Origin of the sequence: Pseudomonas sp. 91RF, assembly GCF_003576265.1 — a bacterium.
GTDB lineage: Bacteria > Pseudomonadota > Gammaproteobacteria > Pseudomonadales > Pseudomonadaceae > Aquipseudomonas > Aquipseudomonas kribbensis.
Genome location: NZ_QWFC01000022.1, coordinates 59219 through 81069, shown reverse-complemented (window position 1 = coordinate 81069; position 21851 = coordinate 59219). Strand labels below are relative to the sequence as shown.

The following is a 21851-nucleotide window of genomic DNA, read 5'->3' as shown; positions in this document are numbered from 1 at the left end:
CAAGAAGGGCGCCGAAAGGCGCCCTTTTTTGTGCCTGTCAAACCAGCAAGCCTTTCAACACCTCCAGCGCCACCGGCCGACTATGCAGATACCCCTGATACAAATGGCAACCCAGCCCTTGCAGGAACGCCAGCTGCTCGGGGGTTTCCACGCCTTCGGCGATCACTTCCAGTTCCAGGCTGCGGGCCATGGCGACGATGGCGCGGATGATCTCGGCGTCGTTGGGGTCGCTGGTGGCGTCGCGGATGAAAGACTGATCGATCTTCAAGGTGTCCACCGGCAGACGCTTGAGGTAAGTCAGCGATGAATAACCGGTGCCGAAATCGTCCATGGCGAAGCTCACGCCGAGCTTTTTCAGGCGACGCATCTTGCTGATGGTGTCTTCCAGGTTCTGGATCACGATGCCTTCGGTGATTTCCAGTTTCAGCAGCGAGCAGGGCAGGCCATGGCTGGTCATGCTGTGTTCGATACGTTCAACGAAGTCGTTCTGGCGGAACTGCCGGGGGCTGATGTTCACGCACAGGCTGAACGCTAGCGGATCGATCAGGCCGTCGGCGATCAATTGCTTGAAGGCATCGCAGGCCTCATCGAGGATCCAGGTGCCGACCTCGAGTATCAGCCCGCTGTCTTCCAGGACCTTGATGAATTCGGTCGGCGATTGCGCACCGAGTTCCGGGTGATTCCAGCGCACCAGCGCTTCGGCGCCGATGATGCGGTTGTCCCGGGCGTCCACTTGCGGCTGGAAATGTACGTTGAATTCGCCGCGGGACAGCGCCAGTCGCAAGTCGGTCTCCATGCGCAGCCGTTCGCTGGCGGCTTTCTGCATGGTGTTGTGATACATCTGCGTGGTGTTGCGCCCGGAATCCTTGGCCCGGTACAGCGCGATGTCCGCGCGTTTGAGCAGATCGGTCGGGGTCGAGCCGTGATCGGGAATCAGCGCCACGCCGATGCTCGGCGTCACTTGCAGGCGCTGGCCGTCGAGGAACATCGGCTCCGACAGCAATTCGCGGATGGTGTCCGCCAACTCACGCACCTGAACGCTGACCTCGTTGCGCGTGCCTTCCAGCCCGCTGAGCAACACCACGAATTCATCGCCACCAAGTCGCGCCACCGTGTCTTCCATGCGCACACTGGCTTCGAGGCGCGCGGTGATGATCTTCAGCACCGTGTCGCCAACCGGATGGCCGAGCGAATCGTTGATGTGTTTGAAGTGATCGAGATCGAGAAACAGCAGCGCGCCGCGCAAGTTGTGGCGCTTGAGCAGGGCGATCTGCTGGCTCAGACGATCCATCAGCAGTGCGCGGTTGGGCAGGTTGGTCAGCGGATCGTGATAGGCCAGATGACGGATCTGCGCTTCGGCGTTCTTCAGCAGGCTGACGTCCCGTGCGGTCATCAGCAGGCAGGCGATTTCGTTGAGGGTGATCGGCTCGACCGAGACTTCCACCGTCAGCAATTCCCCGCGCTTGTTGCGCCCGAGCATTTCCTGATGATGCACACGGCCCTTGATCTGTAGCTCGGCGAGCAACCCCGAGCGTTGTTTTTCCTCGGCCCAGATGCCGACCTGATACACGGTCTTGCCCACCACTTCGTCGGCGCGGTAGCCGGTCAGGCGACAGAAACCGTCGTTGACCTCCAGATAACGCCCGGTGTCACGTTCGGTGATGGTGATCGCGTCGGGGCTGGAGTGAAACGCCTTGGCGAACTTCTCTTCACTGGCCTTGAGCGCCGCTTCCGAACGCTGTTGCTGGGTGATGTCACGCAGCGTGGTGACGATGCACGGCTGGTTGCCGACGCTGATCTGGCGGCTGGAAATCACACAGGTCAGCGATTGGCCGTCCTTGTGCTGGACGATGATCGCGACGTTGCTCAGGCCCTGTTCGCGGATCACCCGTTCGATGCGTTGCAGGCTTTTCGCCGAAGCGTCCCACAGGCCGATTTCTTCGGCGGTATGGCCGATGACGTCGGTGGCGCTCCAGCCGAAGGTCTGGGTGAAACTGGAGTTGATCTCGATGAACTCCCCGGTTTCCTGACGGGTGACGCAGATCGGATCGGGGCTGACCTGGAACAGGGTGGCGAATTTCTCTTCGGACGCCACGAGGCGCTGTTCGCGTTCGACTTGATCGGTGATATCGAGCAGGGTGCCCGCCATGCGTAGCGGCGCGCCGTTTTCGTCGCGATAGAGGCGGGCGCGGCTTTCCAGGTAGCGTGAGCTGCCGTCCGGCAGTTGCACGCGATACGTCAATTGATAGTTGCCCGCCGGGCCCTCGCGCAGGCTGCGGTAGGCGTCACGCATGCTGTCGCGCTCTTCGCCGGGCACGCCTTCGAAGAATTCATCAAACGATTCGTGAAACGGAATCGGCTCCAGCCCGTGCAATTGCGCGGCCCGGGCCGAGCCGTAAAGCATGCCGCTGGGAATGTGCCAGTCCCAGGTGCCGAGCTGCGCCGAATCCAGTGCCAGATCGAGGCGCTCCTGGCTGTCCTTGAGCGCATGTTCGGCGGCTTTGCGTTCGGTGGTGTCGAGAAAAGTGCTCAACAGATAAGGCTGGCCTTCGAGTTCGACCTTTTGCGCACTGAGAATCCCGTCGTGAACCTGACCGTTACTGGCGCGGAACTGCACCTCCATGCTTATCAACTCGCCCTTGGCCTTGGTTTTCTTGACCAGTTCCGCTCGCTGCTCGGGATGCACCCACAGGCCCAGTTCCAGGGTGGTGCGCCCGATGGCGCTCTGCACCGGCCAGCCGAACAGGCTTTCGAAATACTGGTTGGCCTCGCTGATCAGGCCGTCTTCCTGGCGGGTCAGCAGCACCATGTTCGGGCACAGGTGAAACAGTGTGGCGAAACGTTTCTCCGAGCTGCTGAGAGCCTGTTCCCGTTGCCGCTGGTGGGTGATTTCACGGATCACCCCGATCATTCGGGGGCGGCCATGCTTGTCCGGCAGCAGGCTGCCGTTGATCTCCAGCCAGTGCAGGCTGCCATCGGGCCAGCGAATGCGGTGGTGCATCGCCTGTTCCAGCGGCGCGCCGGCAATCACCGCGTGGAAGGCACGAATGGTTTTCGCCCGGTCTTCCGGCGGCAACAGGTCGAGATATTCCAGGTCTTCGGGCAGCGGCTGCCGTGGATCGAAGCCGAACAGGGCCTGGGTGCCCCGCGACCAACTGATCTGCCCGCGCTCGATATCCCAATACCAGGCGCCGAGGCGGGCGCCGTTGAGCGCCGCGAGCAATTGCGGCGCGCTCTCCCAGCTCTGTTCGGAACGCCGTGGATCAATGGCCTGAATACGCGGCATCGGCGGAATACGGTCAACAGATTTCGGCATTGTTAAGGGGCCTTGAGCTGATTTGGGCGTTAGGCACAGGGGACGGCAGCTCTATAGGATTAGCACAAGTCAGCCGAGAGTCCCTGGCAGATCGATTTGCGCGTCCAGCAGGGCCATAAACGCCCGTGCAGCATTCGACAGCGTCCGTTCGGTGTGCAGGATATAGCCTAGCTGGCGACTGAGCTGTATGCCCGGCAAAGGTATGCGCGCCACCTGTTCATCGAGCATGGTGCGCGGCAAAACGCTCCACGCCAGGCCGATCGACACCATCATTTTGATGGTTTCCAGATAGTTAGTGCTCATGGCGATGTTCGGCGTCAGGCCCTGAGCCTCGAACAGGCGTTGGACAATATGGTGAGTAAAGGTGTTGCCGCCGGGGAAAACCGCCGGATGACCGGCAATGTCGGCCAATGTGACAGCGCCATTGCTGATTAATGTGTGTTCCGGGGCGACCACGAAATCCAGCGGGTCATCCCAGACTGGCGTGGCTTTGACCAGTGTATGCGGCTCCGGTGCGAGGGTGATGACCGCCAGTTCTGCGCGGCCATGGAGAATTTCCTCGTAGGCCACTTCCGAATCAAGAAACTGAATATCCAGCGCTACCTGTGGGTAACGGCGGGTGTATTCCCGCAGCAGGGGTGGCAAACGGTGCAGACCGATGTGGTGACTGGTGGCCAGGGTCAGGCGCCCTGTGACTTCGCCGGTGAGGTTGGTCAAGGCGCGGCGGGTGTCATCGAGCACGTTGAGAATCTGATAAGCCCGTGGCAGCAAAGCCCGGCCGGCCTCGGTCAGGCCCACTTCACGGCCCAGCCGGTCGAACAGCCGCACGTTCAATTGCTGCTCCAGCCCGGCGATGCGTTTGCTGATCGCCGGTTGCGTCAGGTGCAGGCGTTCTCCGGCGCCGGAGAAGCTCCCGGACTCGGCGATGGCGATAAAAGCATTGAGGTTGGCCAGATCCATGTTTGTATTCCAGTGGGTTATCCAAAGCATAAAAAATATGAATTTGAGTTATTCAATCTAACCCCATAGGATCGGCCTCACAAGCCAAAGGGTTATTGATAAGCCCAGGGCATAGAAACAAGCTGATGAGGAAACGTCTGATGGCCGGCAAAACGCTCTACGACAAGCTCTGGGATTCGCATTTGGTCAAGCAGCGCGACGATGGTTCGGCGCTGATCTATATCGATCGTCACATCATCCACGAAGTGACCTCGCCGCAAGCCTTCGAAGGCCTGCGTCTGGCCGGACGCAAGCCGTGGCGCATCGATGCCAACATCGCGACTCCGGACCACAACGTACCGACCACCCCGGAACGCAAGGGCGGCATCAGCGCCATTGCCGACCAGGTCTCGCGTTTGCAGGTTCAGACCCTCGACGACAACTGCGATGAATACGGCATCGTCGAATTCAAGATGAACGACGTGCGCCAGGGTATCGTCCACGTGATCAGCCCGGAGCAGGGCGCGACCTTGCCGGGCATGACCGTGGTCTGCGGCGACTCGCACACCTCGACCCACGGCGCATTCGGCGCATTGGCACACGGTATCGGTACTTCCGAAGTCGAGCACGTGCTCGCCACCCAGTGCCTGGTCGCCAAGAAAATGAAGAACATGCTGGTGCGCGTCGAAGGCCAATTGCCGTTCGGCGTGACCGCCAAGGACATCGTTCTCGCCGTGATCGGCAAGATCGGCACCGCCGGCGGTAACGGCCATGCCATCGAATTTGCCGGCAGCGCGATTCGCGATCTGTCCATCGAAGGCCGCATGACCATCTGCAACATGTCCATCGAAGCCGGCGCCCGGGTGGGCCTGGTGGCGGCGGACCAGAAGACTGTGGATTACGTCAAGGGTCGTCCATTCGCACCGAAAGGCGCCGAGTGGGATCTGGCGGTTGAATCCTGGAAAGACCTGGTGTCCGACGCCGATGCGCATTTCGACACCGTGGTCGAACTCGACGCTGCGCAGATCAAGCCGCAAGTCAGCTGGGGCACTTCCCCGGAAATGGTATTGGCCGTTGATCAGAATGTGCCGGACCCGGCCAAAGAGATGGATCTGGTCAAGCGCGACTCGATCGTCCGCGCCTTGAAATACATGGGTCTGACCGCCAATCAGGCGATCACCGACATTCAGCTCGACCGCGTATTCATCGGTTCCTGCACCAACTCGCGCATCGAAGATTTGCGCGCTGCTGCGGTGATCGCCAAGGGTCGCAAGGTCGCATCGACCATCAAGCAGGCCATCGTGGTGCCGGGCTCGGGTCTGGTGAAGGCGCAAGCCGAGGCCGAAGGTCTGGACAAGATCTTCCTTGAGGCCGGTTTCGAATGGCGCGAGCCGGGTTGCTCGATGTGCCTGGCGATGAACCCGGACCGTTTGGAGTCCGGCGAGCATTGCGCCTCGACGTCCAACCGTAACTTCGAAGGGCGTCAGGGTGCCGGTGGCCGTACCCACCTCGTCAGCCCGGCCATGGCCGCTGCGGCGGCGGTGAACGGTCGTTTCATCGACGTTCGTGAATTGATCTGAAAGGAGCGCAGCATGAAAGCTTTTACCCAGCACACTGGTCTTGTCGCGCCTCTGGATCGTGCCAACGTCGATACCGACCAGATCATCCCGAAGCAATTCTTGAAGTCGATCAAGCGCACCGGTTTCGGCCCGAACCTGTTCGACGAGTGGCGTTACCTCGATGTGGGCCAGCCGTATCAGGACAACTCCAAGCGCCCGCTGAACAAGGAGTTCGTGCTCAACGCCGAGCGTTATCAAGGCGCCAGCGTGTTGCTGGCACGCGAAAACTTCGGTTGCGGTTCCAGCCGTGAGCACGCGCCGTGGGCGCTGGAGGAATACGGTTTCCGCAGCATCATCGCGCCGAGCTATGCCGACATCTTCTTCAACAACAGCTTCAAGAACGGCTTGCTGCCGATCATCTTGAGCGATGCCGAAGTTGACGAGCTGTTCAAGCAGGTCGAGGCCGCGCCGGGCTATCAGTTGCAGATCGATCTGCACGAGCAGACTGTGACCAGCCCGAACGGCAAGGTGTACCGCTTCGAGATCGATGCATTCCGCAAACACTGCCTGCTCAACGGTCTGGACGATATCGGCCTGACCTTGCAGGACGGCGATGCGATTGCAGCGTTCGAAGCCAAGCATCGCGCTAGTCAGCCGTGGTTGTTCCGCGACGCGTGAATTTGAAAGGTTGAAACCCCACAAAGGAAGTCCCCATGACCAGCACCGCCCAGCACAGTCAGGTTGTACAGAAGCAATTCGGTGAACAGGCCGCCGCCTACCTGAGCAGCGCCGTTCACGCTCAAGGCACTGAATTTGCGCTGCTACAGGCTGAGCTGGCGGGGCAGGGCGAGGCTCGGGTGCTGGATCTGGGGTGCGGCGCCGGGCACGTGAGTTTTTACGTCGCCCCGCTGGTGAAGGAAGTGGTGGCCTACGACCTGTCGCAGCAGATGCTCGATGTGGTGGCTGCCGCTGCGGTTGATCGTGGTTTGAGCAATGTGTCCACGGTCAATGGTGCCGCCGAGCGCCTGCCGTTCGCCGATGGCGAGTTCGACTTCGTGTTCAGCCGTTATTCGGCGCACCATTGGAGCGACCTCGGCGTGGCCCTGCGCGAAGTGCGTCGGGTGCTGAAGCCGGGTGGCGTGGCGGCGTTCATTGATGTGCTGTCGCCGGGCAGTCCGCTGTTCGACACCTATCTGCAGAGCGTCGAAGTGCTGCGCGACACCAGCCATGTGCGCGATTATTCTGCCGGAGAGTGGCTGCGTCAGGTCAGCGAGGCCGGTCTGCACACCCGCAGCACCACGCGTCAGCGCCTGCGTCTGGAGTACAACAGCTGGGTCGAGCGCATGCGCACGCCCGAGGTGATGCGCGCCGCGATCCGCCAGTTGCAGCAATCGATGGGCACCGAAGTGCGCGAATATTTTGAGATTGAGGCCGATGGTTCGTTCAGTACAGATGTACTGGTGCTCTGGGCCGAGAAATAAATTTAGAACAACAAGCATTTTTCCGGGCGCGCCAGTCGCTGGCGCACCGACTGAAGACACGAGGAAAGCATGAGCAAGCAGATTCTGATTCTCCCAGGCGACGGTATTGGTCCGGAAATCATGGCCGAAGCGGTCAAGGTGCTGGAGCTGGCCAACGACAAGTACAGCCTGGGCTTCGAGCTGAGCCATGACGTGATCGGTGGTGCCGCCATCGACAAGCACGGCGTGCCACTGGCCGATGAAACCCTGGACCGTGCCCGCGCTGCCGACGCCGTGCTGCTGGGCGCCGTGGGCGGCCCGAAATGGGACACCATCGAGCGTGACATCCGCCCTGAGCGCGGCCTGCTGAAAATCCGTGCGCAACTGGGCCTGTTCGGCAACCTGCGTCCGGCAATCCTGTATCCGCAGCTGGCCGATGCCTCGAGCCTGAAGCCGGAAATCGTTTCCGGCCTGGACATCCTGATCGTCCGTGAGCTGACCGGTGGCATCTATTTCGGCGCGCCGCGTGGTACTCGCACTCTGGAAAACGGTGAGCGTCAGTCCTACGACACGCTGCCGTACAGCGAAAGCGAAATCCGCCGCATCGCCCGTGTCGGTTTCGACATGGCCATGGTCCGTGGCAAGAAACTGTGCTCGGTGGACAAGGCCAACGTGCTGGCTTCCAGCCAGTTGTGGCGTGAAGTGGTCGAGCAGGTGGCCAAGGATTACCCTGAGGTCGAACTGAGCCACATGTACGTCGACAACGCCGCCATGCAACTGGTGCGCGCACCGAAGCAGTTCGACGTGATCGTCACCGACAACATGTTCGGCGACATCCTGTCCGACGAAGCGTCGATGCTCACCGGTTCCATCGGCATGCTGCCGTCGGCCTCGCTGGACGCCAACAACAAGGGCATGTACGAGCCTTGCCACGGTTCGGCGCCGGACATCGCCGGCAAAGGCATTGCCAACCCGCTGGCGACCATTCTGTCGGTGTCGATGATGCTGCGTTACAGCTTCAATCTGCACGAAGCGGCGGATGCCATCGAGAAAGCGGTCAGCGTGGTGCTGGATCAAGGCTTGCGCACCGGTGACATCTTTTCGACCGGTTGCACTAAAGTCGGTACGCAGGAAATGGGTGACGCAGTAGTCGCCGCGCTGCGGAATCTGTAATCTCTCGGGCCCGCTGCGAAATTCAATACAAAGCAGCGGCCCACTTTTCAAGAAGGTGTAGTTGCGATGAAACGTGTAGGTCTGATCGGTTGGCGCGGTATGGTCGGTTCCGTGCTCATGCAGCGGATGCTGGAAGAGCAGGATTTCGATCTTATCGAGCCGGTGTTTTTCACCACTTCCAATGTCGGTGGCCAAGGCCCGTCCGTGGGCAAGGACATTGCTCCGCTCAAGGACGCTTACAGCATTGAAGAGCTGAAGACTCTCGACGTGATCCTGACCTGCCAGGGCGGCGACTACACCAGCGAAGTGTTCCCGAAGCTGCGCGAAGCCGGCTGGCAGGGTTACTGGATCGATGCGGCCTCGAGCCTGCGGATGAACGACGACGCCGTCATCATCCTCGACCCGGTCAACCGCAAGGTCATCGACCAGCAGCTCGATGCGGGCACCAAGAACTACATCGGCGGCAACTGCACCGTCAGCCTGATGCTGATGGGCCTGGGCGGTCTGTTCGAGGCCGGTCTGGTCGAGTGGATGAGTGCCATGACCTATCAGGCGGCCTCCGGTGCCGGCGCGCAGAACATGCGTGAGCTGATCAAGCAGATGGGCGCGACCCACGCCGCTGTTGCCGATCAACTGGCCGATCCGGCCAGTGCGATCCTCGACATCGACCGTCGTGTGGCCGAAGCCATGCGCAGCGATGCTTATCCGACCGAAAACTTCGGCGTACCGCTGGCCGGCAGCCTGATCCCGTGGATCGACAAGGAACTGCCAAACGGCCAGAGCCGTGAAGAGTGGAAGGCCCAGGCCGAGACCAACAAGATCCTTGGCCGCTTCAAGAGCCCGATCCCGGTCGACGGCATCTGCGTGCGCATCGGCGCCATGCGTTGCCACAGCCAGGCGCTGACCATCAAGCTGAACAAAGATGTGCCGATTGCCGACATCGAAGGGCTGATCAGCCAGCACAACCCTTGGGTCAAGCTGGTGCCGAACAACCGTGAAATCAGCATGCAGGAGCTGAGTCCGACGAAAGTCACCGGCACCCTGAACGTACCGGTCGGTCGTCTGCGCAAGCTGAACATGGGTTCGCAGTTCGTTGGCGCGTTCACCGTCGGCGACCAATTGCTGTGGGGCGCGGCAGAACCGCTGCGTCGCATGCTGCGGATCCTGCTGGAGCGTTGATCGCTTGAAGCCATGAAAGAACCCGTGCCTTGCAAGAGGCGCGGGTTTTTTTTGCCTGTCTGGCAGCCACCCGGTAAAGTGCCGCTCCCCCCGTTCCACCAGAGGTCGCACCATGAGCCAGCCCATTGATATTGCCGTGATCGGCGCCACCGGTATTGTCGGCGAAACCCTTGTGCAGATTCTCGAGGAGCGCGACTTCCCGGTCGGCAACCTGCATCTGCTGGCCAGCAGCGAATCCGCTGGCAGCTCGGTGCTGTTTCGCAACAAGAACGTGCGCGTGCGCGAAGTCGACGAGTTCGATTTCAGCAAGGTCAAGCTGGCGTTCTTTGCCGCCGGCCCGGCGATCACCCTGAGCTACGCGGCTCGCGCCCATGCGGCGGGTTGCTCGCTGGTGGATCTGTCCGGCGCCTTGCCGGCGGATCAGGCACCGCAAGTGGTGCCGGAAGCCAATGCTGCTGTGCTGGCGAGCATGAAAGTGCCGTTCCAGGTCAGCAGCCCGAGCCCGTCGGCCACTACGCTGGCCGTGGTGCTGGCGCCGTTGCTCGATCTGGTCGATCTGCAATACGTGCATGTCACCGCCAGTCTGGCCGTTTCTGCCCAGGGCCGTGAGGCGGTTTCCGAGCTGGCCCGTCAGACGACGGAGCTGCTGAACATGCGTCCGCTGGAACCGACATTCTTCGATCGGCAGATGGCGTTCAACCTGTTGGCTCAGGTCGGCACGCCGGACGCGCACGGCCACACGCTGCTGGAAAAGCGTCTGGTGCGCGAGCTGCGCCAGGTGCTGGCCAAGCCTTCATTAAAGATTTCCGCAACTTGCGTTCAAGCCCCGGTGTTTTTTGGCGATAGCTTTAGCGTGATCTTGCAGTCAGCGAGCGCGGTCGACCTGGAAAAGGTCAATGCCGCGCTTGAAGACGCCGAGGGGATCGAGCTGGTCGAGGCCGGCGATTATCCAACCGCCGTCGGTGACGCGGTGGGGCAGGACGTGGTCTATGTCGGGCGGGTTCGCGCCGGTGTCGACGAGCCGTCGGAACTTAATCTGTGGCTGACGTCAGATAACGTACGCAAAGGCGCGGCGCTCAACGCGGTGCAAGTGGCCGAGTTGTTGATAAAAGACCTGCTGTAAAAGATACTTGGCAACAATTTGTCGACTGATTCTAGCCGGGCGCTATGCTTGGCCAGACCGCTTGATGACGTAATACCCTCCGGGACTTTCCGGGGCATCAAAGAAATGATCGCGCGCGGCATGCTGTCGTCGTCGCGCGCAATGCCTTACGGCAGCGACAATCAACATCTTCTCGCTCGCCGAGGAACGTTCAAACAAAGGAAGAGGCTATGGTTCAAGTTCGCAAACTGGTGTTAGCAATAGCGGCCGCCTCGGCGCTGTCCTCCGGTATGGCGCATGCCCTCGGGCTCGGGGAGCTGACCCTGAAGTCGACCCTGAACCAGCCGCTGGTGGCGGAAATCGAGCTGCTCGATGTCAAGGATCTCACCGCTGCCGAAGTGGTGCCGAGCCTGGCCTCGCCGGAGGATTTCGCCAAGGCCGGCGTCGATCGCCAGGCCTTCCTCAATGATCTGACCTTCACCCCGGTGCTCAACGCCAGCGGCAAAAGCGTGCTGCGCGTAACGTCGAGCAAGCCGCTGTCGGAGCCGATGGTGAAATTCCTTGTGCAGGTGATGTGGCCGAACGGCCGCCTGCTGCGCGATTACAGCGTGCTGCTGGATCCGTCCAAGTTCTCGCCGCAGACCGCTGATGCCGCCGCTCAGCCAGCGCCGGCGCAAACCATCACCGCGCCGACCACGGGTGCAACGCATCCGAGCCACACCACCACGCCGCGCGACACCCTGTGGGAAATCGCAGCCAAGGCGCGCACTGGCGGTTCGATCCAGCAGACCATGCTGGCGATTCAGGCTCTGAACCCTGACGCATTTATCGACGGCAACATCAACCGCCTGAAAACCGGTCAGGTGTTGCGTCTGCCGGATCAGGTGCAAAGCACTGCGCTGCCGCAGTCGAAGGCGATTGCCGAAGTGGCCGCGCAGAATGAGGCCTGGCGTCAGGGTCGTCGTTACGTGGCCAAGCCAGGCACCGGTCAGCAGCAACTGGACGCCACCAATCGCGGTCGCGCCAACACCGGTCCTGCCAAGAATGCCAAGGACAATCTGAGCCTGGTCTCCGCCGAAGGTGCGAAGGGGCGCGGTAAAGGCCCGGCTGGCGATGCCAAGGCTCTGAGCAACAAGCTGGCGGTGACCCAGGAAAGCCTCGACACGACCCGTCGTGACAACGCAGAACTGAAAAGCCGCATGGCTGATCTGCAAAGTCAGCTGGACAAATTGCAGCGTCTGATCGAGTTGAAGAACAATCAACTGGCGAAAATGCAGGCTGAAGGTCCGGGCACAACCCCGGCGCCGGCAGCTGATGCGGCTGCGCCAGCCGTTGCGCCGGTTCCGGCCATTACTGCGGAACTGGCTGCGACTCCACCGGCGACTCCGGCCGAGGCGGCACCTGCTGCACCTGCGCCTGAAGCCGCCGCTCCGGCACCGGTTGAGCCAGTGGTCGAGCCGAAGCCTGCTGCCGACGAAGACAAGACCTTCAACGAACTGCTGACCAACCCGATCCTGCTGGGTCTGGTCGGTGGTGGTGCAGTGGTGTTCCTGCTTCTGCTGTTGCTGCTGGCCCGTCGCCGCAAGGCACAACAGGAAGCCGAGAAACACCTGCGCATGGCTCGCGCCCTGGAAGAGCAGTCGTTCTCGCCAGAGCTCGATCTGCCGGAAGACAGCTTCGAAGGCCTGGAAGTGCCGGCGGCAAGCGTCAAGCTCACGCCAGCACCGGCTCCGACCCCGGCCCCAACTCCGGCACCCGCCCCTGTGGTGGCTCCGGTGGTGATGGCCGAGCCGATCGCCGCGCCGCTGGTGGCCCCGGCAGCCGAGCGCTCCGATGACGTGCTGGACAAGGCACAGTCGCACATCGATGGCGGTCGTCTGAATCAGGCTGCGGCGTTGCTGGAGGAGGGCGTCAGCCTGGAGCCGCAGCGCAGTGACCTGCGTCTGAAGCTGATGGAAGTCTACGGTCGCCAGGGTGATCGTGATGCTTTTGTCGGTCAGGAGCGCCAACTGGTTGCCAATGGCGACAACTTCGCCAAGGTCGAAGAGCTGAAAAAACGCTTCCCGGCCATGGCGGTCGTTGCGGCTGCCGGTCTGGCGGCAGCGGCCATTGCGGCCGAGCTGGACGAGGATTACGTCAAGGAACTGCTGCTTGATGAGCCAGAAGCGCCTGTCGCCAAGGCGGAGGACGATCTGGACAGCGCTTTCGACCTGAGTCTGGATGATCTCGACAACATCAAGCCGCTGGATCCGGTTGCTCCGGTGGCGGCTGTCGAGCCAGAGGCACCGGTGGAGCTGGACGAATTCCCGGCCGATGACGACCTGAGCTTCGAGTCTGTGCTGCAGCAGCAGACAGAGATCAAGGAAAACCTTGACGATCTGTCCGACTTCGATCTGGATCTGGACCTGGGTGCCGACCCTGCGCCGGTGCCGGTTGATCTGGCCGACGAGGATTTTTCGCTGGAGCTGGACGAGGGCGTGAAGGATCTGCCGCCGGTCGAGCCACCGGTGGTCGCTGAAGCGCCTCTGGATGATCTGGAGCTGCCGGCCGATTTCGATCTGTCCCTGGCCGACGAAATGGATGCGACCCCGGCTGAACCGGATGCCTTCGCCGCCGAGCTGGACGACGTCAATGCCGAGCTGGATCGCCTGTCGGGCAGCATCAACGAGCCGAGCTTCACCGAAGCCGACGCAGCGTTGGGTGGTGATCTGAACGACGAGGACTTCGACTTCCTCGCCGGTACCGACGAAGCCGCTACCAAACTCGATCTGGCCCAGGCCTACATCGACATGGGCGACAACGATGGTGCACGCGATATCCTCAACGAAGTGCTCAGCGAGGGTGACGACAAGCAGAAGAGCGAAGCGAAGGAAATGCTTTCGCACCTGGCCTGAGTCAGCGTTCGTCAGTAAACAAAACGGCAGCCCATCAAGGCTGCCGTTTTTGTTTGGGTCTGGTATCCCCGGTGCGCCGCCTTATAATGCCCGCCTTTGTAGATCAGCAGGCTGTACCGACTTGGCAAACATAGATAACCCGGCCGCCGAAATGGCCCCCGAAGGCTTTTTTCGCGTCGCCCTGGGCGTTGAATACAAGGGTTCGCGCTACAGCGGCTGGCAGCGCCAGTCCACGGGTGTGCTCACCGTGCAGGAAACGCTGGAAAAAGCCTTGTCGAAGGTCGCCAATTCGCCGATCTCGCTGCAATGCGCCGGGCGCACCGACGCCGGTGTGCATGCTTGTGGGCAGGTCGTGCATTTCGACACCCAGGTCGACCGCTCGCTGAAAGCCTGGGTCATGGGTGCCAACATCAATCTGCCCCACGACATCAGTGTCAGCTGGGCGAAGGTCATGCCTGCGCACTTTCATGCGCGGTTCAAGGCCATTGCCCGGCGCTATCGTTACGTGATCTACAACGATCAGATCCGTCCGGCGCATCTCAATGAAGAAATCACCTGGAATCACCGTCCACTGGACGTGGAGCGCATGGCCGAGGCCGCGCAGTACCTCATTGGTACCCATGATTTCAGCGCCTTCCGTGCCGGTCAGTGTCAGGCCAAGTCACCGATCAAGCAGATGCATCATCTGCGCGTGACCCGTCACGGCAAGATGATCGTGCTGGACATCCGCGCCAATGCCTTCCTGCATCACATGGTGCGCAATATCGCCGGGGTGCTGATGACGATCGGTGCCGGCGAGCGGCCGGCGGAGTGGATGAAGGAAGTGCTGGAAAGCCGCGAGCGTCGTTCCGGCGGGGTCACGGCGCATCCGTTCGGGCTGTATCTGGTGCAGGTCGAGTACCACGACGAGTTCCCGTTGCCCGAGCGTTTCATCGGGCCACATTTCCTTACGGGTTTCTCGGAACTTGACGGCTGACGCCCTCGAATGCATTTGTTACCATCCGGGACTTTCCCGGATTTGCCTTGAGGTTTTTATCGACATGTCGGCCGTTCGCAGCAAGATTTGCGGGATTACCCGCATGGAAGATGCGTTGGCAGCCGTCGAGGCCGGGGCCGATGCCATCGGGTTCGTGTTCTACGCTAAAAGCCCACGTGCGGTGACAGTGCAACAGGCGCGGGCGATCATCGCCGCGTTGCCGCCGTTCGTGACCACGGTGGGACTGTTCGTCAATGCCAGCCGTTGCGAGCTTGGCGAAATCCTCGATGCCGTGCCGCTGGACTTGCTGCAATTTCATGGTGATGAAACCGCTGCCGAGTGCGAAGGCTGGCACCGGCCATATATCAAGGCCCTGCGGGTCAAGGCGGGCGATGACATCGCCGCCGCCTGCAATGCCTACCCGAGCGCCAGTGGTGTGCTGCTCGATACCTACGTTGAAGGCGTGCCCGGTGGAACCGGTGAGGCGTTCGACTGGTCATTGATTCCGCAGGGTTTGAGCAAGCCGCTGATTCTGGCCGGCGGCCTGACCCCGGAAAACGTCGCTGACGCCATTGCCCGGGTGCGGCCATATGCCGTGGACGTCAGTGGTGGGGTAGAGGCGAGCAAAGGCATCAAGGATCACGCAAAGATTCGGGCGTTCATCAACGCCGTACGTTGATGTGACGGCTGGCAGACTGCCGCCGTCCACAGCTCTGTAGAAAAGAGGCTGAGGGTCTTTTCGGGTTGTACGCAGGTCAGTTCCGCTGACCCGGCAGTCCATCGATCATCGCCACACATGAATTTAGCTGAAGGGCATACGCGGGGCCGCGAACCAGAGCGTTCGGGCCGCCGGTACTGGAGAAAGAAAGCATGAGCAACTGGTTGGTAGACAAGCTGATCCCTTCGATCATGCGTTCGGAGGTCAAGAAGAGCTCGGTGCCTGAAGGCCTGTGGCACAAATGCCCGTCCTGCGAGGCCGTGCTGTATCGTCCGGAGCTGGAAAAGACCCTGGACGTTTGCCCTAAGTGCAACCACCACATGCGTATTGGCGCACGTGCACGCATCGACATCTTCCTGGATGCCGAAGGCCGTGTTGAGCTGGGCGCCGACCTGGAGCCGGTTGACCGTCTGAAATTCCGCGACGGCAAGAAGTACAAGGATCGCCTGGTGGCTGCCCAGAAGCAGACCGGCGAGAAAGACGCACTGGTTTCCATGAGCGGCACCCTGCTGGGCATGCCTGTCGTGGTTTCGGCGTTTGAATTCAGCTTCATGGGCGGCTCCATGGGCGCCATCGTTGGTGAGCGCTTCGTACGCGCCGCCAACTACGCCCTGGAAAACCGTTGCCCGATGGTCTGCTTCTCCGCCTCCGGTGGCGCGCGCATGCAGGAAGCCCTGATCTCTCTGATGCAGATGGCCAAGACCTCGGCTGTGCTGGCACGTCTGCGTGAAGAAGGCATTCCGTTCATCTCCGTGCTGACCGACCCGGTCTACGGCGGCGTTTCCGCCAGTCTGGCAATGCTGGGCGACGTGATCGTCGGCGAGCCGAAAGCCCTGATCGGCTTCGCCGGTCCGCGCGTGATCGAGCAGACCGTTCGTGAAAAACTGCCGGAAGGCTTCCAGCGCAGCGAGTTCCTGCTGGAGCACGGTGCAATCGACCTGATCATCGACCGTCGTGAACTGCGTCCGCGTCTGGGCAACCTGCTGGCGCAACTGACCGGCAAGCCGACGCCAACCTTCGTTGCCGCGCCGATCGAACCGATCGTCGTTCCGCCGGTGCCTGCCAACGTATGACCGAACGCACCCTTGGCGAGTGGCTCGCCTACCTTGAGCAGTTGCATCCCTCGGCCATCGACATGGGGCTGGAGCGTTCGCAACAGGTAGCGTCCCGCATGGGGCTGGGCCAGCCGGCGCCTCGGGTGATTACGGTCACCGGCACCAACGGCAAGGGTTCGACCTGCGCTTTCGTGGCTTCGTTGCTGCGGGCGCAGGGCCTGAGTGTTGGTGTCTACAATTCTCCGCACTTGCTGCGTTACAACGAGCGGGTGCAGCTCAATGGCGTCGAAGCCACTGATGCGCAGCTGTGCGAAGCCTTCGCGGCGGTCGAAGCCGGGCGGGGCGAGACTTCCCTGACTTACTTCGAAATGGGTACCCTGGCGGCGTTCTGGCTGTTTCAACAGGCCGGGCTCGATGCGGTGGTGCTGGAAGTCGGTCTGGGCGGGCGTCTGGACACGGTCAACGTGGTCGATGCCGACATCGCGCTGGTCACCAGTATTGGTGTCGATCATGCCGATTACCTCGGCAATACCCGCGAATCCGTGGCTTTCGAGAAGGCCGGGATTTTCCGTCAGGGCAAGCCAGCGCTGTGCGGCGATCTGAATCCTCCACAACCTTTGCTGGACAAGGCGCGCGAACTTGCTTGCCCGCTCTTCCTGCGTGGGCGTGATTTCGATCTCGGCATCACTGATCAATTCTGGCAGTGGCGCGGCACTGATGCTGATGGTCAAGTCGTCGAGCTGCGTGATTTGCCGCTGCTCGATCTGCCGATGGAAAACGCCGCGCTGGCGTTGCAGGCTTATCTGCTGCTCGGTCTGCCTTGGGATGCTCAACAGATTGTTGCGGCCTTGCAGGCGACTCGCGTGGTTGGTCGTCTGGATCGTCGTTCGTTCGAATGGAACGGCAAGCGCCTGAACCTGTTGCTGGATGTCGGGCATAACCCGCACGCGGCGGAGTACCTGGCCCGGCGTCTGGCGGCTCGCCCGCCGGTCGGCAAGCGCCTGGCGGTGTTCGGCCTGCTGGCGGACAAGGATCTGGACGGTGTGGTCGGTGAATTGAATGCCAGCGTCCAGCATTGGGCGGTGGCGCCACTGGATTCGCCGCGTGCGCGTCCGGTGGATGAATTGAATGTTGCATTGCAGAACCTTGGGGCTTCGGTCACGTCTTATGACAGCGTGGCGGCCGCCCTGGAAGGGCAGTGTGCAGTGGCCACCAGCGACGACGAGATCTTGCTGTTCGGATCATTTTATTGTGTCGCCGAGGCCCTTGAATGGCTGGCCCGGCGCTCCACGGAGGAAGCGGCAAATGGCTTTGCTGGATAAAGCGTACAAGCAGCGCATGGTCGGTGCCCTGGTGCTGGTGGCGCTGGCGGTGATTTTCCTGCCGATGCTGTTTTCCCGTCAGGACGAACAGCGTCAGGTGACCGTCGATGCGCCGGCTGCGCCGCAGGCGCCTGCCGTGGCGCAGATCCAGATGGAGACGGTCGCGGTGCCTGAGCCGCAGGTTCTGCCTCAGGAGCCAGTGCCGAGCGATTACGAAGTTGCCGAGCAAACGGCGCCAGCGGCACCGATTGCGCCTGCTGCGCCGACACCGGCTCCAGCGCCGGTAGCCAAACCAGTCGCAGCTGCTCCGGCACCTGCACCCGTGACCAAGCCTGCTGCAGCCCCGGCCCAGCCGATCGCCGCACTGTCTGCCAAGCCGGATACCACCCAGAGCCGGGTCGATGTCAACGGCCTGTCGGTAAGCTGGTCGGTACAGCTGGCCAGTCTGTCGAGCCGCGCCAGCGCCGAAAGCCTGCAGAAAACCCTGCGCAGTCAGGGTTATAACGCTTACATCCGCTCCGCCGATGGCAAGAATCGTGTGTTTGTCGGTCCGCTGATCGAGCGCGCCGAAGCCGATCGTTTGCGCGATTTGCTGAGCCGCCAGCAGAACCTCAAGGGGTTTGTGGTGCGCTTCCAGCCCGAGCGTGGCTGAAAACTATCACGTCGATTGAAATGCACTGACAATCGCAGCTTACCGACAGCCATGCGCTCTGCTAAAATGCGCCGCCTTATCCGTCTGTAGGCTGCACTGTGCCATTTACCTGGGTTGACTGGGCGATCGTTGCAATCATCGCCATCTCCGCATTGATCAGTTTGAGCCGCGGCTTCGTCAAGGAAGCACTATCGCTGGTGACCTGGATCATCGCAGGAGCGGTTGCCTGGATGTTCGGTGGCTCACTGTCCGAGTACCTCGCCGGATACATTCAAACTCCATCGGCTCGTGTGATCACGGGCTGTGCCATCATGTTTGTCGCCACACTGATCGTGGGCGCAATGATCAATTATCTTATCGGCGAGTTGGTTCGTGTCACCGGGTTGTCCGGGACCGATCGATTCCTCGGCATGGCCTTCGGCGCTGCGCGTGGCGTGTTGCTGGTGGTCGTGGCGGTCGGGCTGTTGAGCCTGGGGCCGGTACAGCAGGACGGGTGGTGGAAAGAATCACAGCTCCTGCCAAAGTTTCTATTGGTCGCCGACTGGTCCAAAAACCTGATTCTCGGGTGGAGCAGTCAGTGGCTTGCCAGCGGAATCAGCGTACCCGCTGATATTCCGTTCAAGGAGCAACTCTTGCCGTCGGCCAAAACGCCTCAGTGAGTGTTGTTCAGTTCAGATCCATTAAGTAGGGGTTGCGTCGCATGTGTGGCATCGTCGGTATCGTCGGTAAGTCGAACGTCAATCAGGCGCTGTATGACGCGCTAACCGTGCTCCAGCACCGCGGCCAGGACGCTGCCGGTATCGTGACCAGCCATGACGGCCGGTTGTTCTTGCGCAAGGACAATGGCCTGGTGCGTGACGTGTTCCAGCAACGTCACATGCAGCGCCTGGTCGGCCACATGGGTATCGGCCACGTCCGCTACCCGACTGCCGGCAGCTCGACGTCGGCCGAGGCCCAGCCGTTCTACGTCAACTCGCCGTACGGCATCACCCTGGCGCACAACGGTAACCTGACCAACGTTGAACAGTTGGCCAAAGAGATCTACGAATCCGATCTGCGTCACGTCAACACCAGTTCCGACTCGGAAGTGCTGCTGAACGTGTTTGCTCACGAGCTGGCCCAGCGCGGCAAGCTGCAACCGACCGAGGAAGACGTGTTTGCCGCCGTGACCGACGTGCACAACCGTTGTGTCGGTGGCTACGCGGTCGTGGCGATGGTGACCGGTTACGGTATCGTCGGCTTCCGTGACCCGCACGGCATCCGTCCGATCGTGTTCGGCCAGCGTCACACCGACGAAGGCGTCGAGTACATGATCGCGTCCGAAAGCGTTTCGCTGGACGTGCTCGGCTTCACCCTGATTCGCGACCTGGCGCCGGGCGAAGCGGTCTACATCACAGAAGACGGCAAGCTGCACACCCGTCAGTGCGCGACCAACCCGTCCCTGACTCCGTGCATCTTCGAACACGTCTACCTGGCGCGTCCGGATTCGATCATCGATGGCGTGTCGGTCTACAAGGCCCGTCTGCGCATGGGCGAGAAGCTGGCCGAGAAGATCCTGCGCGAGCGTCCAGAGCACGACATCGATGTGGTCATCCCGATTCCGGACACCAGCCGCACTGCGGCGCTGGAACTGGCGAACCACTTGGGTGTGAAATTCCGCGAAGGCTTCGTCAAGAACCGTTACATCGGCCGTACCTTCATCATGCCCGGCCAGGCCGCACGCAAGAAGTCCGTACGCCAGAAGCTCAACGCCATCGAGCTGGAATTCCGCGGCAAGAACGTGATGCTGGTGGACGACTCGATCGTTCGCGGTACCACCTGCAAGCAGATCATCCAGATGGCCCGCGAAGCTGGCGCGAAAAACGTCTACTTCTGCTCGGCCGCTCCGGCCGTGCGCTTCCCGAACGTTTATGGCATCGACATGCCGAGCGCTCACGAGCTGATCGCACACAACCGTTCGACTCAGGATGTCGCTGACCTGATCGGCGCTGACTGGCTGATCTATCAGGACCTGCCTGACTTGATCGAAGCGGTCGGCGGCGGCAAGATCAAGATCGAAAACTTCGACTGCGCAGTGTTCGACGGCAAGTACGTCACCGGCGACGTCGACGAGGCTTACCTGAACAAGATCGAACAGGCACGCAACGATGCCTCGAAGGTCAAGACCCAGGCGGTCAGTGCGATCATCGATCTGTACAACAACTGAGTTTCAACCGGCCCTTAGGGGCCGGTTTTGTATCTGGCAAAAGACTTTCATTTATCGAGAACAGGGCAAGGAGTGACAGCATGAGTCAGGAATGGGATGCCGGTCGGCTGGACAGCGACCTCGAAGGCGTAGCGTTCGATACCCTGGCCGTACGTGCCGGTCAGCACCGTACGCCGGAAGGCGAACACGGTGATCCGATGTTCTTCACTTCCAGCTACGTGTTCCGTACCGCCGCCGACGCCGCCGCACGGTTTGCCGGGGAAGTGCCGGGCAACGTTTACTCGCGTTACACCAACCCGACCGTTCGCTCGTTCGAAGAGCGCATTGCTGCGCTGGAAGGCGCTGAGCAGGCCGTAGCCACTGCGACCGGCATGGCCGCAATCATGGCGGTGGTGATGAGCCTGTGCAGCGCCGGCGATCATGTGCTGGTGTCGCGCAGCGTGTTCGGTTCGACCATCAGTCTGTTCGAGAAGTACTTCAAGCGCTTCGGCGTGGAAGTCGACTACGTGCCGCTGGCCGATCTGTCGGCCTGGGATGCGGCGATCAAGTCCAACACCAAGTTGCTGTTCGTCGAGTCGCCGTCCAATCCGCTGGCTGAACTGGTGGATATCACCGCGCTGTCGGAAATCGCGCACGCCAAGGGCGCGATGCTGGTAGTCGACAACTGCTTCTGCACGCCTGCGCTGCAGCAACCGCTGAAGCTCGGTGCCGACATCGTTGTGCACTCGGCCACCAAGTTCATCGATGGTCAGGGCCGTTGCATGGGCGGCGTGGTGGCCGGTCGCGGCGAGCAGATGAAAGAAATCGTCGGCTTCCTGCGCACTGCCGGGCCGACTCTGAGCCCGTTCAACGCCTGGATCTTCCTCAAAGGCCTGGAAACCCTGAATCTGCGGATGAAGGCGCACTGTGCCAACGCTCAGCAACTGGCCGAATGGCTGGAACAGCAGGATGGCATCGAGAAAGTGCATTACGCTGGTCTCAAGAGCCATCCGCAGCACGAGCTGGCCCAGCGTCAGCAGAAGGGCTTTGGCGCGGTCGTCAGCTTTGAGGTGAAGGGCGGCAAAGAGGGCGCCTGGCGCTTTATCGATGCAACCCGTTTGATTTCGATCACCGCCAACCTGGGCGACAGCAAAACCACCATCACTCACCCGAGCACCACGTCCCACGGCCGTCTGGCACCGCAGGAGCGTGAAGCGGCGGGGATTCGTGACAGCCTGATCCGCATCGCGGTCGGTCTGGAAGACGTCGCTGACCTGCAAGCCGACCTGGCGCGCGGTCTGGCGGCGTTGTGATCGAGTTG

17 protein-coding genes are annotated in these 21851 nt (G+C 61.4%); 15 read left to right on the top strand and 2 right to left on the bottom strand.

What is annotated here, in order from left to right:
* Positions 1-37 precede the first annotated feature (37 nt).
* Together DXT77_RS09545 and DXT77_RS09540 are read right to left on the bottom strand one after the other, a co-directional pair.
* Positions 38-3316, bottom strand: a complete 3279-nt coding sequence (locus DXT77_RS09545; protein WP_085711995.1) for a PAS domain S-box protein — start codon at positions 3314-3316, stop codon at positions 38-40.
* A 69-nt stretch (positions 3317-3385) separates the two neighbouring features.
* Positions 3386-4276 carry a LysR family transcriptional regulator gene (locus tag DXT77_RS09540; RefSeq protein ID WP_085711996.1) on the bottom strand — a complete coding sequence of 297 codons (891 nt, stop codon included), beginning with the start codon at positions 4274-4276 and terminating at the stop codon, positions 3386-3388.
* A 140-nt stretch (positions 4277-4416) separates the two neighbouring features.
* Between DXT77_RS09540 and leuC the strand changes: the two genes are divergently transcribed.
* From leuC to DXT77_RS09465, 15 genes are all read left to right on the top strand, one after another.
* Positions 4417-5835, top strand: coding sequence for a 3-isopropylmalate dehydratase large subunit (gene leuC / locus DXT77_RS09535; protein ID WP_085711997.1), 1419 nt, complete (start codon positions 4417-4419; stop codon positions 5833-5835).
* Between the two features lie 12 nt (positions 5836-5847).
* Positions 5848-6492 carry a 3-isopropylmalate dehydratase small subunit gene (gene leuD, locus DXT77_RS09530; protein WP_007956446.1) on the top strand — a complete coding sequence of 215 codons (645 nt, stop codon included), beginning with the start codon at positions 5848-5850 and terminating at the stop codon, positions 6490-6492.
* Between the two features lie 35 nt (positions 6493-6527).
* Complete coding sequence (locus DXT77_RS09525) at positions 6528-7295, top strand: class I SAM-dependent methyltransferase (RefSeq protein WP_119427457.1); 768 nt, start codon at positions 6528-6530, stop codon at positions 7293-7295.
* 69 nt (positions 7296-7364) lie between these two features.
* Positions 7365-8447, top strand: coding sequence for a 3-isopropylmalate dehydrogenase (leuB, locus tag DXT77_RS09520; protein ID WP_114882105.1), 1083 nt, complete (start codon positions 7365-7367; stop codon positions 8445-8447).
* Positions 8448-8513: 66 nt separating this feature from the next.
* Complete coding sequence (gene asd, locus DXT77_RS09515) at positions 8514-9626, top strand: aspartate-semialdehyde dehydrogenase (RefSeq protein ID WP_011333354.1); 1113 nt, start codon at positions 8514-8516, stop codon at positions 9624-9626.
* 112 nt (positions 9627-9738) lie between these two features.
* Positions 9739-10749, top strand: a complete 1011-nt coding sequence (locus DXT77_RS09510) for an aspartate-semialdehyde dehydrogenase (protein ID WP_119427456.1) — start codon at positions 9739-9741, stop codon at positions 10747-10749.
* A gap of 209 nt (positions 10750-10958) precedes the next feature.
* Positions 10959-13622 carry a FimV/HubP family polar landmark protein gene (locus tag DXT77_RS09505; RefSeq protein WP_119427455.1) on the top strand — a complete coding sequence of 888 codons (2664 nt, stop codon included), beginning with the start codon at positions 10959-10961 and terminating at the stop codon, positions 13620-13622.
* Between the two features lie 151 nt (positions 13623-13773).
* A complete protein-coding gene (gene truA / locus DXT77_RS09500) occupies positions 13774-14598 on the top strand; it encodes a tRNA pseudouridine(38-40) synthase TruA (RefSeq protein ID WP_178083457.1) in 825 nt (274 codons plus the stop codon).
* Between the two features lie 64 nt (positions 14599-14662).
* Positions 14663-15277 carry a phosphoribosylanthranilate isomerase gene (locus DXT77_RS09495; protein WP_114882109.1) on the top strand — a complete coding sequence of 205 codons (615 nt, stop codon included), beginning with the start codon at positions 14663-14665 and terminating at the stop codon, positions 15275-15277.
* A gap of 191 nt (positions 15278-15468) precedes the next feature.
* On the top strand, positions 15469-16389 hold the full coding sequence (gene accD / locus DXT77_RS09490; RefSeq protein ID WP_085712004.1) for an acetyl-CoA carboxylase, carboxyltransferase subunit beta: 921 nt from the start codon (positions 15469-15471) through the stop codon (positions 16387-16389).
* Positions 16386-17693, top strand: a complete 1308-nt coding sequence (gene folC, locus DXT77_RS09485) for a bifunctional tetrahydrofolate synthase/dihydrofolate synthase (RefSeq protein ID WP_119427453.1) — start codon at positions 16386-16388, stop codon at positions 17691-17693. Before accD ends, folC begins: the two co-directional genes overlap by 4 nt.
* Entirely contained in the window at positions 17677-18345 is a 669-nt protein-coding gene (locus DXT77_RS09480) for an SPOR domain-containing protein (protein WP_119427452.1), read from the top strand. Before folC ends, DXT77_RS09480 begins: the two co-directional genes overlap by 17 nt.
* A 98-nt stretch (positions 18346-18443) precedes the next feature.
* The gene (locus tag DXT77_RS09475) at positions 18444-19004 is read left to right on the top strand and encodes a CvpA family protein (RefSeq protein WP_119427451.1); all 561 of its coding nucleotides are present in this window, start codon (positions 18444-18446) and stop codon (positions 19002-19004) included.
* A 41-nt stretch (positions 19005-19045) separates the two neighbouring features.
* Entirely contained in the window at positions 19046-20551 is a 1506-nt protein-coding gene (purF, locus tag DXT77_RS09470) for an amidophosphoribosyltransferase (protein WP_007956466.1), read from the top strand.
* Positions 20552-20631: 80 nt separating this feature from the next.
* Positions 20632-21843 carry an O-succinylhomoserine sulfhydrylase gene (locus DXT77_RS09465; protein WP_085712007.1) on the top strand — a complete coding sequence of 404 codons (1212 nt, stop codon included), beginning with the start codon at positions 20632-20634 and terminating at the stop codon, positions 21841-21843.
* Positions 21844-21851: the final 8 nt, after the last annotated feature.